This window comes from Streptomyces sp. NPDC001219 (assembly GCF_053597915.1).
In genome coordinates, this window is the sequence record NZ_JBSFJF010000035.1 from 22,049 (window position 1) to 35,874 (window position 13,826).

Below are 13,826 nucleotides of genomic sequence, written 5' to 3' on the forward strand. Positions count from 1 at the left end.
AACCTTGCGGCGGCCCCGCGGCGACCCGGCCGCGGGGGAAGAAATCAGGGCGAAGTCAGGGACAAAGGACCTGCCCCGCACGGCCCCGGACGGCTACGGTCTGGTCCGTGGCTCAGTTTCGGCTCCAGGGGAGCAAGGTGCTCGCCGTCGACATGACGGGCGACGCCGTCAAGGCGAAAAACGGTGCGATGGTCGCGTACGACGGCCAGATGTCGTTCAAGAAGATGTCCGGCGGCGGCGAGGGCCTGCGCGGCATGGTCACCCGGCGGATCACGGGCGAACAGATGGCCGTGATGGAGGTGAAGGGCCACGGCACCTGCTTCTTCGCCGACCGCGCGAGCGAGATCAACCTCGTGCAGCTGCAGGGCGAGAAGCTGTTCGTGGAGGCCAGCAACCTGCTGTGCACGGACGCCGCGCTCCGTACGGGCACGACCTTCACCGGCCTGCGCGGCGCCTCCCAGGGCAACGGCCTGTTCACCACCACCGTCGAGGGCAGCGGCCAGGCGGCGATCACGTCCGACGGCCCCGCGGTGGTGCTGCGGGTCACCAAGCAGTACCCCCTCCAGGTCGACCCGGGCGCCTACGTCGCCCATACCGGCGACCTCAAGCAGCACTTCCAGTCCGGGGTGAACTTCCGCACCCTCATCGGGGAGGGCTCCGGCGAGGCCTTCCAGATCCGCTTCGAGGGCGAGGGCCTGGTCTACGTCCAGCCCAGCGAGCGCAACACCGTGGGAGGTGAGGTCTGATGCCGTTCACGGCGCTCAACCCGCGCGTGGTGGAGTCCAGGATCGGTCCGGGGCAGCGGATGTTCAGCCAGCGGGGCGCGATGCTCGCCTACCGCGGCGAGGTCTCCTTCACCCCCAACATCCAGGGCGGCCAGGGCGGTATCGGCTCGATGATCGGCCGCCGGATCGCCGGCGAGGCCGCCCCCCTGATGACGGTGGAAGGCACCGGAACGGTCATGTTCGGGCACGGCGGCCATCACGTCCATGTCGTCGACCTGACCGGCGAGACGCTCTATGTCGAGGCCGACCGGCTGCTGGCCTTCGACGGCGGCCTGGAGCAGGGCACGATGTTCATGGGCTCCCAGGGCGGCGTGATGGGCATGGTGCGCGGCCAGGTCACCGGCCAGGGCCTGTTCACCACGACCCTCAAGGGCGTCGGCTCGGCCGCGGTGATGGCGCACGGCGGGGTGATCGAGCTGCCGATCACGCCCCAGCGCCCGGTCCATGTCGACCCGCAGGCCTATGTCGCCCACCGCGGCGACGTCCGCAACAAACTGTCCACGGCGCTCGGCTGGCGTGACATGGTCGGCCGCGGCTCGGGCGAGGCCTTCCAGCTGGAGCTGTCGGGCCAGGGCACCGTCTACGTCCAGGCGTCGGAGGAGAAGCTGTGACCGGTCCCGTCATCCACGACGTCTCCTCGCTGCCCGCCGACGACAACGTCAACCCCTATGCCTTCAGCGTCGAGCTGGACGGCCAGTGGTTCCTGCAGAAGGGGAAGATGATCGCCTACTACGGGCAGATCGACTTCCACGGCATCGGACACGGCCGCCTGGACCGCCTGGTCGCCGGAAGTTTCCATTCGCCACTGCACGCCGCGGACTGGGTCGTCGCCGAGGGCCGCGGAAAGATGCTGCTCGCGGACCGTGCCTTCGATGTCAACTCCTTCGATCTGGAGGACGGCAACCTGACGATTCGCTCGGGCAACTTGCTCGCATTTCAGCCATCTCTGTCGCTGAAGCAGTCGATCATCCCGGGTTTCCTCACCCTCATCGGGACGGGCAAGTTCGTGGCCGCCTCCAACGGCCCGGTGGTCTTCATGGAGCCGCCGATCCGGGTGGACCCGCAGGCGCTCGTCGGCTGGGCGGACTGCCCCTCCCCGTGCCATCACTACGACCACCAGTACCTGCGGGGATTCCTCGGCGGCCTGCGCGCGCACACCGGCCTCGGCGGGGCGTCCGGAGAGGAGCACCAATTCGAGTTCGTCGGGGCCGGCACGGTGCTGCTGCAGTCGACGGAGCTGCTGATGCCGGAGCTGGACACCGGCGCGGTGCCCACCGAAGCGGGCGTTCCGGGCGGGGGCGGACACGTCCAGCAAAGTGGCTCACAACTGCCCCAGTTGCCCGGCAACCTCGGGAGCCTCCAACGCCGCTTCGGGCTGTGAGCGGTACTCTGCGGACGGTGACCTCGAACGTCTGACCAACACCCGGCCCCCGCCGGACGAGGCACCACCCCCCGGCCTGATTAATTCGCTTTTCAACTTTTACGGGTAGAATTCACTCCATGACGACCGACAGCGACACCCCCTGGCTGACCGACCAGGAGCAGTGTGCCTGGCGCACCCACCTCGACGTCAGCAGGCTGCTGATGCACCAACTCGAGCGCGATCTGCAGCCGTTCGGCCTGACGAACAACGACTACGAGATCCTGGTCAACCTCTCCGAGGCCGAGGACCGGCGCCTCCGGATGAGCGACCTGGCCGCCAGCACCCTGCAGTCCAAGAGCCGTCTCTCCCACCAGATCACCCGGATGGAGAACGCCGGCCTGGTGCGCCGCGAGAGCTGCGAGTCGGACCGCCGCGGCCTCTACGCCGTCCTCACGGACGAGGGCTGGGACACCATGCGCCGGGTCGCCCCGCACCATGTCACCTCGGTCCGCAAGCACTTCATCGACCTGTTCACCGCCGAGGACCTCCAGGCGCTGCGCACCTCGCTCACCCCGGTGGCCGAACACCTCCGCAAGGAGCGCGGCGGCCTCTGACCGCCCGGCCTCGGCCCCTGACCCGGGCCGAGGCCCCGCCGTCCGGCCCACGAAGGACTCAGCCGGCCACCGGCAGCCGCAGCTCGAAGACCGAGCCCTCGCGCACGGCCAGCGAACCGCCGTGCCGCACCGCGACATCCCGCGCGATGGCCAGCCCCAGCCCGGCCCCGCCGTCGTCCCGGGTCCGTGCGTCATCGAGCCGGACGAACCGCTCGAAGATCCGCTCCCGCTCGCTCTCCGGCACCCCGGGCCCGTCGTCCTCGACCCGCAGCACCACCCACTCCCCCTCGCACGCCACGGCCACCCGTACGGACGCCTCAGCATGCCGCTGCGCGTTGTCCAGCAGGTTCGTCAGCACCCTCCCCAACTGCCCGCGGGACCCCGCCACTTCCCCGCTCGCCAGCTCGCCGAGCCGCACCGGAATCCGGTCCGTGACCCGCTGCGAGCTCTCCTCGCGCACCATCGCCGCCAGATCGACCCGGGCCTCGGACGGCCGCTCCCCCGCGTCCAGCCGGGCCAGCAGCAGCAGGTCCGCGGCCAGCCGCTGAAGCCGCACGGTGTCCTCCACGGCACCCGGCACATCCAGCAACTCCGGGTGCGCCACCCCCACTTCCAGCTGCGTCCGCAGGCTCGCGATCGGGCTGCGCAGCTCGTGCGAGGCGTCCGCGACGAACCGCCGCTGCCGCTCCACCGACGACTCCAGCGCCGCCAGCGTCTCGTTGGTCGTCCGGGCCAGCCGGCCGATCTCGTCCTTCGACGACGGCACCGGCACCCGCCGGCTCAGATCCGTACTCGCGGTGATCGCGGCCATCTCCCCGCGAATCCCCTCCACCGGCCGCAGCGCCCGCCGGGTCACCAGCCAGGTCACCCCCGCCACCACCCCGAGCAGCAGCGGCAGCCCGATCAGCATGGCGTTCCGCACGGACGCGACGGCGTCCTCCTCCGGCGCCAGCGCCGACCCCGCGCGCACCGTCGCCGACTCACCGCGGGTGTCCTTGGCCTCGACCAGCGCGAACCGGTAGTCGGCCACCGACCCGTCGACCTTCGCGGTCCCGTCCCGGTAGGTGACGTCCTCGTCGACCTCCCCCGCCCGGAGCCCGCGGTCGTCCTCGTCGTCCTCGTCGTCGTCACCGGCCTGCGGCGGGACGCTCCCCGCACCGCCCGGTGCGCCCGTCACCCGCTTCCCGTCGACGGACTGCACGTCCTCGCCGACCGCCAGCACCCGCCCGTCGTCGGCGGCGACCACCACCGGGTGCTCGTCGCCGTCCGGCAGATCCAGCTTGCCGTACGGCTTCCCCGTGGCGATCTGCGCGGCCACCTCGCGCGCCGCGACCTCCGCCTGCAGCCCGGCCCGGCCCTGCAGCTTGTTGCTCAGCACCAGCAGCACCGCCGTACCCGCCGCGATCAGCGCCAGGGCCACCACCACGGTCGCTCCGGCCGCCGCCCTGGCCCGTACCGAGCCCAGCACGCTACCCACCGGACACCAGCCGGTATCCCGCGCCGCGCACCGTCACGATGTGGCCGGCGCCGAGCTTGCGCCGCAGTGCGCTCACGTACACCTCGATGATGTTGACATCGCCCTCATAGGCGAAGTCCCAGACGTGCTCCAGGATCTCCGCCTTGGAGACCACCTCGCCCGCCCGCAGCGCCAGTTGCTCCAGCACGGCGAACTCCTTCGTCGTCAGCGTCACCTCGGCGCCGTCCCGCTCGACCCGCCGCGCGCCCTGGTCGATGGCCAGCGGCCCCACCCGCAGCACCGGCGGCGCGGTCCGGCCCCGCCGCCGCAGCAGCGCCTTCACCCGCGCCACCAGCACCACGTACGAGAACGGCTTGGTCAGATAGTCGTCGGCGCCGGTGTCCAGCCCCTCGGCCTCGTCGTACTCACCGTCCTTGGCGGTCAGCATCAGGATCGGCACCTCGTGACCGGCCGCCCGCAGCGCCCCGCACACGCGGTAGCCGTTCATCCCCGGCAGCATGATGTCGAGCACGAGCAGGTCGTAGCTCTCCTCACTCGCCTGGCGGAGCCCCACCAGACCGTCGTGCACCACATCGACCGCGTACCCCTCGGCCATCAGTCCCTTGGCCAGGGAGAGGGCCAGCCGTTTCTCGTCCTCCACGAGCAGAAGCCGGTACGGACGGTGCCCGGCGGGGCCGGGCGGACGGTGGTGCGTGACGGGCGGGTGCATGCGCTCCACCATGCCATTCCCTCCCTGAAGCCCCCTTCAGGTGCCTTCAGGTCCCCTTCAGCTTCGGTTCGCCAGTGTGGTGCCACAACCGATCGCAAGGGGAGAGAAACATGAAGCGCCAACTGATCATCGCCACCGCCGCCGCGGCCGCCCTCGTCGCCGGCGGAACGGTCACCGCCATGGCGGTCAGCGGCGACGGCTCCGGCAGCGCCCGCTCCGGCGCCCCGGTCTCGGCGCAGCCTGCCGCCCACGACGCGGCGGCATCCTCGGGCACCGCCCAGGTCCAGGACGGCCGCTCCAGCGTCCGCATGCAGGACGACGACGGCCAGGAGGACACCCGCGAGGCCCGCGCCGCCAAGGTCAGCGCACCGGACGCCGCGGCCGCCGCCCTGAAGGCCGTCCCCGGCACCGTGACCGGCCTCGACCTGGACACCGACCGTCCCGGCCTGGTCTGGGAAGCGGATGTCCTCGGCAAGGACGGCAAGTGGCACGAGGTCACCCTCGACGCCGGTACCGCGCGCGTGCTGAACCAGCACGTCGACCAGGACGACGACGATGACGACGCCGACGAGCGCGCCGCCGCCCGCGACGCCCGCACGGACGCCGCGACCGCCGCCCGCACCGCCGCCTCCCACGGCACCGTGACCTCCCTCGAACTGGACGACGACCACCGGTCCAAGGCCTGGGAGGTCGAGACCGTCACGAACGACGGCAAGGAGCACAAGCTCCTGGTGGACGCCCAGTCCGGCAGCCTGAACACCGCTCCGGCCCAGGACACGGACGACGACGGCAACGACGACGACTGACCCCCGATCGCCCCGCCAGGCCCCGCTCACGTCTTCTGTGGGCGGGGCCTCCGGCTGTGCGGGTTTGCCGTGGGCTGGGGCCGGTTCGCCTACGGGTGGTGGGTGGTGGGTCGGAGGGGACGCCCGGTAACCCGTCCTCGGCGCGGGCGGCCCTGGTCCCGGAGGTTGGGAGCCCCGTTGTTCGCTCCGGGTCCTGCGGGCGGCTCACCGGACATCCCCTCCGACCGCCGTTCGTACGCGGCTGACCCGCCGTACCGATTCCGGTCTACGGCACGCGTACGGCATCCCCTTGGCAGGCAGCTGGTTCGGCCCACCCGCAGCTTGGGCGCGGCTGAGTCGTGGTCGTGACGCGCGGTGTCACTGTCCGGCGGTCGGCAACGGGGGATGGTCGGAGGGGATGTACCGGGGCCCGCCCGCAGGACCGGAGCGAACACCGGGGCACTCAATCCCATGGACCCGCGTCGCCCGCGCCGATGGGGGCACCTCCCGGCCGAAGGCTGGGGGAGGGTCCCGGTGCGTCCCCTCCGGCCCCCGCGGCAACCACAAGCCCCGCAAAACCCCAGCCCCCGCCGGGCCCGCACACAACCCCGACACGGCGACCAGATCGCGCCCCAAAGGGGCGCGGGGAACTGCGCGCCCAGCCACAACCGCACCCCGCAGCCGATCAACAGCCGCAGCCGAACGCCCCCTCAGCCCCCGTTCGTCAGCCCCTCAACCAACTCGTCGGCCGCCCGATACGGATCGGTCTCCCCCGAGACGATGCGCTCCGCCAACGCATCCAGTCGGCGATCACCCCGCAGATCGCCGATCCGCTCACGCAGCGCCGTGACGGCGATCGTCTCGACCTCGTGCGCCGCCCGGGACCGCCGCCGCTGCGCGAGCACCCCCCGCTCCTCCATCCAGGCGCGGTGCTTCTCCAGCGCCTCGACGACCTCGTCGACCCCTTCGCCCCGCGCCGCGACGGTCTTGACGATCGGCGGCCGCCAGTCCCCGGGGGACCGGGATTCGCCGAGCCCCAGCATGTGGTTGAGCTCGCGGGCGGTGGCGTCGGCGCCGTCCCGGTCGGCCTTGTTGACGACGTAGACGTCGCCGATCTCCAGGATTCCGGCCTTGGCCGCCTGGATGCCGTCGCCCATGCCGGGCGCCAGCAGCACCACGCTCGTGTCGGCCTGGGAGGCGATCTCCACCTCGGACTGGCCGACGCCGACCGTCTCGACGAGCACCACGTCGCAGCCCGCCGCGTCCAGGACGCGGATCGCCTGGGGCGCGGCCCACGCCAGGCCGCCCAGATGGCCGCGGGTGGCCATCGAGCGGATGTAGACGCCGGGATCGGAGGCGTGTTCGCTCATCCGGACCCGGTCGCCGAGCAGCGCGCCGCCGGAGAACGGGGAGGACGGGTCGACGGCGAGCACGCCGACCCGTTTGCCCGTCTTGCGATAGGCCGTCACCAGCGCGGAGGTGGTGGTGGACTTGCCCACCCCGGGGGAGCCGGTCAGCCCGACCACATAGGCGTTGCCGGTGAGCGGCGCCAGGGCCGCCATCACCTCGCGCAGCTCCGGTGACGCCCCCTCCACGAGGGAGATCAGCCGTGCCACGGCCCTCGGCCGGCCCTGCCGTGCCTGTTCCACCAGCTGGGGGACGTCCACCATCGCCGCTCGGCTCCTTCTGCTCGCTCGTACGCGACTCGGCCCGCCCGTACGCACCGGCGTACGGGCCCTCGGTTACTTACCCGGTACGCGGATGATCAGCGCGTCGCCCTGACCGCCGCCGCCGCACAGCGCGGCGGCACCCACGCCACCGCCCCGCCGGCGCAGCTCCAGCGCGAGATGCAGCACGATCCGGGCGCCGGACATCCCGATCGGGTGACCCAGGGCAATGGCGCCGCCATTGACGTTCACCTTTTCCGGGGACACTCCGAGGTCCTTCATCGACTGCACCGCGACGGCCGCGAAGGCCTCGTTGATCTCGATCAGGTCAAGATCGGCGACGGCGAGGCCGTCCTTCTTCAGGGCGTGGTTGATGGCGTTGGAGGGCTGGGACTGGAGCGAGTTGTCCGGGCCCGCGACATTGCCGTGCGCGCCGATCTCCGCGATCCACTCCAGGCCGAGTTCCTGGGCCTTGGCCTTGCTCATGACGACGACCGCGGCGGCGCCGTCGGAGATCTGCGAGGCGCTGCCGGCGGTGATCGTGCCGTCCTTGGCGAAGGCCGGGCGGAGCTTGCCGAGCGACTCCGTGGTGGTCTCGCCGCGGATGCCCTCGTCCTTGCTGAAGAGGACCGGCTCGCCCTTGCGCTGCGGGATCTCCACGGGGGTGATCTCGGCCTCGAAGAGCCCGTTCTTCTGGGCGGCGGCGGCCCGCTGGTGGGACTGCGCGGCGACCTCGTCCTGCTCCGGTCGGGCGATACCCAGACGGGTGTTGTGCTTCTCGGTCGACTCACCCATGGCGATGCCTTCGTGGGCGTCGGTGAGGCCGTCGTGCGCCATCGAGTCGAGCATCTCGACCGCGCCGTACTTGAAGCCCTCACGGGACTTCGGGAGCAGGTGCGGGGCGTTGCTCATGGACTCCTGGCCACCGGCGACGATGACGTCGAACTCACCCGCGCGGATGAGCTGGTCGGCCAGCGCGATGGCGTCGAGGCCGGAGAGGCAGACCTTGTTGACGGTGAGCGCGGGGACGTTCATGGGGATGCCGGCCTTGACGGCGGCCTGACGTGCCGGGATCTGCCCCGCCCCGGCCTGGAGCACCTGGCCCATGATCACGTACTGCACCTGGTCGCCGCCGATGCCCGCCCGGTCCAGTGCCGCCTTGATGGCGACGCCGCCCAGGTCGGCGCCGGAGAAGGTCCGCAGCGATCCCAGGAGCCGGCCCATGGGGGTGCGCGCACCCGCCACGATCACTGAGGTGCTGCCGTTCGTGCCGTTCGTTGCAGACATGCGGTGCGGCCTTCCGTTGCGGGGAAGTTAACGAGGGTTCCCGTCAATGTACTGAGCGGTACGCGCCGGGTCACCGGCAAGCGGGTGTGATCGCGCGCACGTTGCGTAACCAGCCGTGCGGGCGGTGCACTGGACCCATGCTGACGCGAATCGACCACATCGGGATCGCCTGTTTCGACCTCGACAGGACTGTCGAGTTCTACCGTGCCACGTATGGCTTCGAGGTGTTCCACACCGAGGTCAACGAGGAGCAGGGGGTCCGGGAGGCCATGCTCAAGATCAATGAGACATCGGACGGCGGTGCCTCGTATTTGCAGCTCCTGGAGCCCACCCGCGAGGACTCCGCGGTGGGCAAGTGGCTGGCCAAGAACGGCGAGGGGGTGCACCACATCGCCTTCGGTACGGCGGACGTGGACGGCGACTCCGAGGCCATCCGGGGCAAGGGCGTCCGGGTCCTCTACGACGAGCCCAGGACCGGCTCGATGGGCTCCCGGATCACCTTCCTGCACCCCAAGGATTGTCACGGAGTGCTCACCGAACTCGTCACCGCGGCGCCCGCCACCTCGACGGACCACTGACCTTCACCTTCCCCGGCCGGTAGAGTGCAGCTTCGGCCGGGGTAGGGAGTGGGGCTCGGTCCATACCCTGCCGATGATCTGACACCATTTCTTCGGAAGGGTCAGCTCCGAAAGGCGCGAGTCCGTACGACGTGACGTGTACGGGACGAGCGCCGCAGTATCGGAGACGGCCGCCACCATGACCAGGGGACGGATGGGACCGCGCAGTGCGGGGCAACGAGCGCCAGGAGCGCAAGTGGGCTGAGGCCGACCATCTCTCGCAGTTCGAGGCCGAGATGGAGCGGCTGAAGACCGAGCGGGACAAGGCCGTTCAGCACGCCGACGACCTCGGCTACCAGGTCGAGGTGCTGCGCGCCAAGCTGCACGAGGCGCGCCGCAACCTCGCGACCCGTCCTGCCTACGACAACGTCAGCCATCAGGCCGAACAGCTGCTGCGCAACGCGCAGATCCAGGCGGACCAGCTGCGTACCGACGCCGAGCGGGAGCTGCGCGAGGCACGGGCACAGACCCAGCGGCTGCTGCAGGAGCAGGCCGAGCGGCAGTCCCGGCTGGAGGCCGAGCTGCACGCCGAGGCGGTCAACCGCCGGCAGCGGCTCGACGAGGAGCTGAACGAGCGCCGGCAGACCGTTGAGTCGCATGTCAACGAGAACGTCGCCTGGGCCGAACAGCTGCGCGCCCGTACGGAGTCGCAGGCCCGCCGGCTCATGGAGGAGTCCCGCAGGGAGGCCGAGCAGGCGCTGGCCACCGCGCGGACCGAGGCCCAGCGGCTGGCCGAACAGGCCAGGGAGCGGCTCGGCACCGAGGCCGCGGAGGCCCGTACCGAAGCGGAAAGCATCCTGCGCCGGGCACGTACGGACGCCGAACGGCTGCTGAACGCCGCCTCCAGCCAGGCCCAGGAGGCCACCGACCAGGCCGAGCAGCTGCGGACCAGCGTCGGCACCGAGTCGGAGGAGGCCCGCCGGCAGGCCGCGGAGCTGACCCGCACCGCCGAGGCCCGCGTCCAGGAGGCGGACACGGCGCTGCGCGAGGCGCGCGCCGAGGCCGAGAAGCTGGTCGACGAGGCGCAGCAGAGCGCCACCAAGCGGCTGACGGCGGCCGAGTCGGACAACGAGCAGCGCACCCGTACGGCCAAGGCGGAGATCGCCCGGCTGGTCGGCGAGGCCACCAAGGAGGCCGAGGCGCTCAAGGCGGAGGCCGAGCAACTGCGGTCGGACGCCCGCACGGAGGCCGAGCGGCTGGTCGCCGAGGCGCAGGAGACCGCCCGTTCCAAGGCGGCGGAGGACTCCGCGGCGCAGCTGGCGAAGGCCGCGCGCAGTGCCGAGGAGGTGCTGAACAAGGCGTCGGAGGACGCCAAGGCCACCACCAAGGCCGCCGCGGAGGAGGCCGAACGGCTGCGCAAGGAGGCCGAGTCCGAGGCGGACCGGCTGCGCGAAGAGGCCCACGACACCGTGGCCCAGCTCAAGGGCGCGGCGAAGGACGACACCAAGGAGTACCGCGCCAAGACCGTCGAACTCCAGGAGGAGGCACGGCGGCTGCGCGGTGAGGCGGAGCAGCTGCGCGCGGACGCGGTCTCCGAGGGCGAGCGCATCCGCAGCGAGGCCCGCCGGGAGGCGGTCCAGCAGATCGAGGAGGCGGCCGGGACCGCCGAGGAGCTGCTGGCGAAGGCCAAGTCGGACGCCGAGGAGACCCGTTCGGGCGCCGTCACGGAGAGCGAGCGGGTACGGACGGAGGCCATCGAGCGGGCCTCGGCCCTGCGCCGGCAGGCCGAGGAGGCCCTGGAGCGGGCCCGTTCGGAGTCCGAGGAGCTGCTCACCGAGGGCGCCCAGGCCGCCGAGATGGTCACCACCGAGGCGGAGGAGTCCGCCGCACGGCTGCGTGCGGAGGCCGAGCAGGCCGCCGAGGAGCGCCGCGCCGAGGCGCAGGACGAGCTGGACCGGCTGCGCACCGAGGCCGAGGAGAAGGTCACCGCCGGCGAGCGGACGCTGCGCGACGCCCGCGCGGAGGCGGAGCGGCTGCGCCGGGAGACGCAGGAGGACGCGGCCCGGCTCAAGGCCGAGTCGGCGGAGCGGCGCCGGACGCTGCAGCAGCAGGCCGAGGAGGAGGCCGAGCGGCTGCGCGGCGAGGCGGCCTCGGACGCCGCGGCGGCGCGCGCCGAGGCCGAGACGGTGGCCGGACGGCTGCAGGCGGAGGCGTCGGCCGAGGCGGAGCGGCTCAAGTCGGAGGCGCAGGAGACCGCGGACCGGGTGCGGGCCGAGGCGGCGACGGCCGCCGAGCGCACGGGCGCCGAGGCGGCGCAGGCGCTGGCCGCGGCCCAGGAGGAGGCCTCGCGGCGGCGCCGGGAGGCCGAGCAGCTGCTGGGCGAGGCCCGCGAGGAGTCCCACCAGGAGCGCACCGCGGCGCGCGAGCAGAGCGAGGAGCTGCTGGCCTCCGCCCGTACGCGGGTGAGCGAGGCGCAGGAGGAGGCCCAGCGGCTGGTCGAGGAGGCGGACCGGCGTTCGGGCGAGCTGGTGGCGGCGGCCGAGCAGACCGCGCAGCAGGTGCGGGACTCGGTCGCGGGGCTGCACGAGCAGGCCGGTGAGGAGATCGCCGGGCTGCGTTCGGCGGCCGAGCACGCCGCGGAGCGCACCAGGACCGAGGCGCAGGACGAGGCGGACCGTATCCGCAAGGACGCCTACGAGGAGCGGGAGCGCGCCTCGGAGGACGCGGCGCGGGCCCGTGCGGAGGCGCAGGAGGCGACGGAGGCCGCGAAGTCCCTCGCGGAGCGGGCGGTTTCCGAGGCCATCGAGGAGGCCGACGGACTGCGCGCCGAGGCGGCCGGGCTCGTGGACGAGGCCCGCCGGGACGCCAACACGGCGCGGTCCGAGGCCGCGGAGCAGGCCGACCAGCTGGTGTCGGAGGCGACCGCACAGGCCGAGAAGCTGGTGGCGGACGCCACGGCCAAGGCGCAGCAGCTGCGTACCGAGGCGTCGGACGCGCTGGCGGCCGGCGAGCAGGACGCGGCGCGGGCCCGCGCGGAGGCGCGGGACGACGCGAACCGGATGCGCTCGGACGCCGCGGAGCAGGCGGACCGGCTGGTCACCGAGGCGCGCACGGAGGCCGAACGGATTGTCACCGAGGCCACCGAGCTGACGTCTTCGGCGCAGGACGACGCCGACCGTACGGTCCAGGAGGCCCAGCAGGCCGCCGACCGGCTGCGGGCCGAGGGCGAGCAGCAGGCGCAGCGGCTGACCGCGGAGGCGACCGAGGCGGCGGAGCGGCTGCGGGCCGAGGCCGCCGAGGTGCTGGAGAACGCCCGCAAGGACGCCGACCGCACCGGCGACGAGGCGCGCAAGGCGGCCAACAAGACGCGTTCGGACGCCGCGGAGCAGGCCGACGAGCTGATGGCGGAGGCCGGGACCGAGGCCGAGCGGCTGCGCACGGAGGCGGCGGAGACGACCGCGGACGCCGAGCGGGATGCGGACCGTACCCGGGCCGACGCCCGGGAGCAGGCGGACCGGATGCTGGCGACGGCCACCGCGGAGGCGGACCGGCTGCGGGCGGAAGCCGCCGAGACGGTCACCGCCGCGCAGGAGCACGCCAACCGCACCCGTAACGAGTCCGCGAAGCTCAAGGAGGACGCCGAGGCGGCGGCCGAGCAGACCCGGACCGAGGCCCAGCAGGAGGCGGACCGGCTGCTCGACGAGGCGCGCAAGGACGCCGCCCAGCGCCGCGCGGACGCGGCCGAGCAGGCGGACCAGCTCGTCGCCAAGGCCCAGGAGGAGGCGCTCAAGGCGGCCACCGCGGCCGAGGAGCAGGCCGACACGATGGTCGGGGTGGCCCGCAAGGAGGCCGACCGGCTGGTCTCGGAGGCGACCACCGACGGCAACGCGCGGGTGGAGAAGGCCCGTACGGACGCCAACACGCTGCTGGAGGAGGCCCGCCGGGACGCCACCGGCATCCGGGACCGCGCCGAGGAGCTGCGGCAGCGGATCGAGTCCGAGGTCGAGGAGCTGCACGAGCGGGCCCGCCGGGAGTCGGCGGAGACGATGAAGAGTGCCGGCGAGCGGGTCGACAAGCTCATCGCGCAGGCCACCGAGCAGCAGGTGGAGGCCGAGGAGAAGGCCGACCGCATGGTGGCGGACGCGAACAGCGAGGCGAGCAAGGTCCGGATCTCGGCGGTGAAGAAGGCCGAGGGCCTGATCAAGGAGGCCGAGAACAAGAAGGCCGCGGCGGTGCGCGACGCGGAGCGGATGCGTACCGAGGCCGAGGCGGAGGCCGAGCGGATCGTGGACGAGGGGAAGCGGGAACTGGAGGTGCTGGTGCGCCGCCGGGAGGACATCAACGCCGAAATCTCCCGCGTTCAGGACGTTCTGGAAGCCCTGGAATCGTTCGAGTCGCCCGGCGGGGGCGGGGACGGCAAGGGGGGCGGCGTGAAGGCGGCCGCGGGAGCGGGTGCAACTCGTTCGAGTGGCAAGCAGTCTGAAGGGTAGCCACTCAAATGAGGGGTCATTCTCCAGATCAAACCGGCAATGACTCGATGACACGCCGTTGTGGCCCCTAGGATTCTCCTTATCACCTCACC

At 72.4% G+C, this 13,826-nt stretch carries 11 protein-coding genes; 7 read left to right on the forward strand and 4 right to left on the reverse strand.

Translation table 11 applies throughout. From position 1 onward, the window contains the following. The first annotated feature begins 107 nt into the window (after positions 1-107). From ACWC9R_RS22125 to ACWC9R_RS22140, 4 genes are all read left to right on the forward strand, one after another. Positions 108-746 (forward strand): AIM24 family protein, encoded by a 639-nt coding sequence (locus ACWC9R_RS22125; RefSeq protein ID WP_393363583.1) that lies wholly within the window; start codon positions 108-110, stop codon positions 744-746. Beyond that, entirely contained in the window at positions 746-1,396 is a 651-nt protein-coding gene (locus ACWC9R_RS22130) for an AIM24 family protein (RefSeq protein WP_362611030.1), read from the forward strand. Before ACWC9R_RS22125 ends, ACWC9R_RS22130 begins: the two co-directional genes overlap by 1 nt. Continuing rightward, complete coding sequence (locus ACWC9R_RS22135) at positions 1,393-2,166, forward strand: AIM24 family protein (protein ID WP_450733881.1); 774 nt, start codon at positions 1,393-1,395, stop codon at positions 2,164-2,166. Before ACWC9R_RS22130 ends, ACWC9R_RS22135 begins: the two co-directional genes overlap by 4 nt. A 119-nt stretch (positions 2,167-2,285) precedes the next feature. Further along, positions 2,286-2,762, forward strand: coding sequence for a MarR family winged helix-turn-helix transcriptional regulator (locus ACWC9R_RS22140; protein ID WP_450733883.1), 477 nt, complete (start codon positions 2,286-2,288; stop codon positions 2,760-2,762). Positions 2,763-2,820: 58 nt separating this feature from the next. Here ACWC9R_RS22140 and ACWC9R_RS22145 read toward each other — a convergent pair whose 3' ends face one another. Together ACWC9R_RS22145 and ACWC9R_RS22150 are read right to left on the reverse strand one after the other, a co-directional pair. Then, positions 2,821-4,227 carry a sensor histidine kinase gene (locus ACWC9R_RS22145; RefSeq protein WP_450733936.1) on the reverse strand — a complete coding sequence of 469 codons (1,407 nt, stop codon included), beginning with the start codon at positions 4,225-4,227 and terminating at the stop codon, positions 2,821-2,823. A gap of 4 nt (positions 4,228-4,231) precedes the next feature. Continuing rightward, positions 4,232-4,948: a response regulator transcription factor gene (locus ACWC9R_RS22150; RefSeq protein ID WP_450733937.1), complete on the reverse strand. Its 717-nt coding sequence runs from the start codon at positions 4,946-4,948 to the stop codon at positions 4,232-4,234. A gap of 110 nt (positions 4,949-5,058) precedes the next feature. On the opposite strand from ACWC9R_RS22150, the gene ACWC9R_RS22155 reads away from it, so the two are divergent. After that, positions 5,059-5,754: a PepSY domain-containing protein gene (locus tag ACWC9R_RS22155; protein WP_450733884.1), complete on the forward strand. Its 696-nt coding sequence runs from the start codon at positions 5,059-5,061 to the stop codon at positions 5,752-5,754. Positions 5,755-6,443: 689 nt separating this feature from the next. Here the strand turns inward: ACWC9R_RS22155 and meaB are convergent. Both meaB and ACWC9R_RS22165 read right to left on the reverse strand, forming a co-directional pair. After that, the gene (gene meaB, locus ACWC9R_RS22160) at positions 6,444-7,403 is read right to left on the reverse strand and encodes a methylmalonyl Co-A mutase-associated GTPase MeaB (RefSeq protein WP_450733886.1); all 960 of its coding nucleotides are present in this window, start codon (positions 7,401-7,403) and stop codon (positions 6,444-6,446) included. Between the two features lie 72 nt (positions 7,404-7,475). Beyond that, a complete protein-coding gene (locus ACWC9R_RS22165; protein ID WP_362611060.1) occupies positions 7,476-8,651 on the reverse strand; it encodes an acetyl-CoA C-acetyltransferase in 1,176 nt (391 codons plus the stop codon). A 173-nt stretch (positions 8,652-8,824) separates the two neighbouring features. Here ACWC9R_RS22165 and mce point away from each other — a divergent pair, with 173 nt between their 5' ends. Continuing rightward, a complete protein-coding gene (gene mce, locus ACWC9R_RS22170; protein ID WP_450733888.1) occupies positions 8,825-9,265 on the forward strand; it encodes a methylmalonyl-CoA epimerase in 441 nt (146 codons plus the stop codon). Positions 9,266-9,471: 206 nt separating this feature from the next. Next, positions 9,472-13,734 (forward strand): polarized growth protein Scy, encoded by a 4,263-nt coding sequence (gene scy / locus ACWC9R_RS22175; RefSeq protein ID WP_450733890.1) that lies wholly within the window; start codon positions 9,472-9,474, stop codon positions 13,732-13,734. The last annotated feature ends 92 nt before the right edge of the window (positions 13,735-13,826 follow it).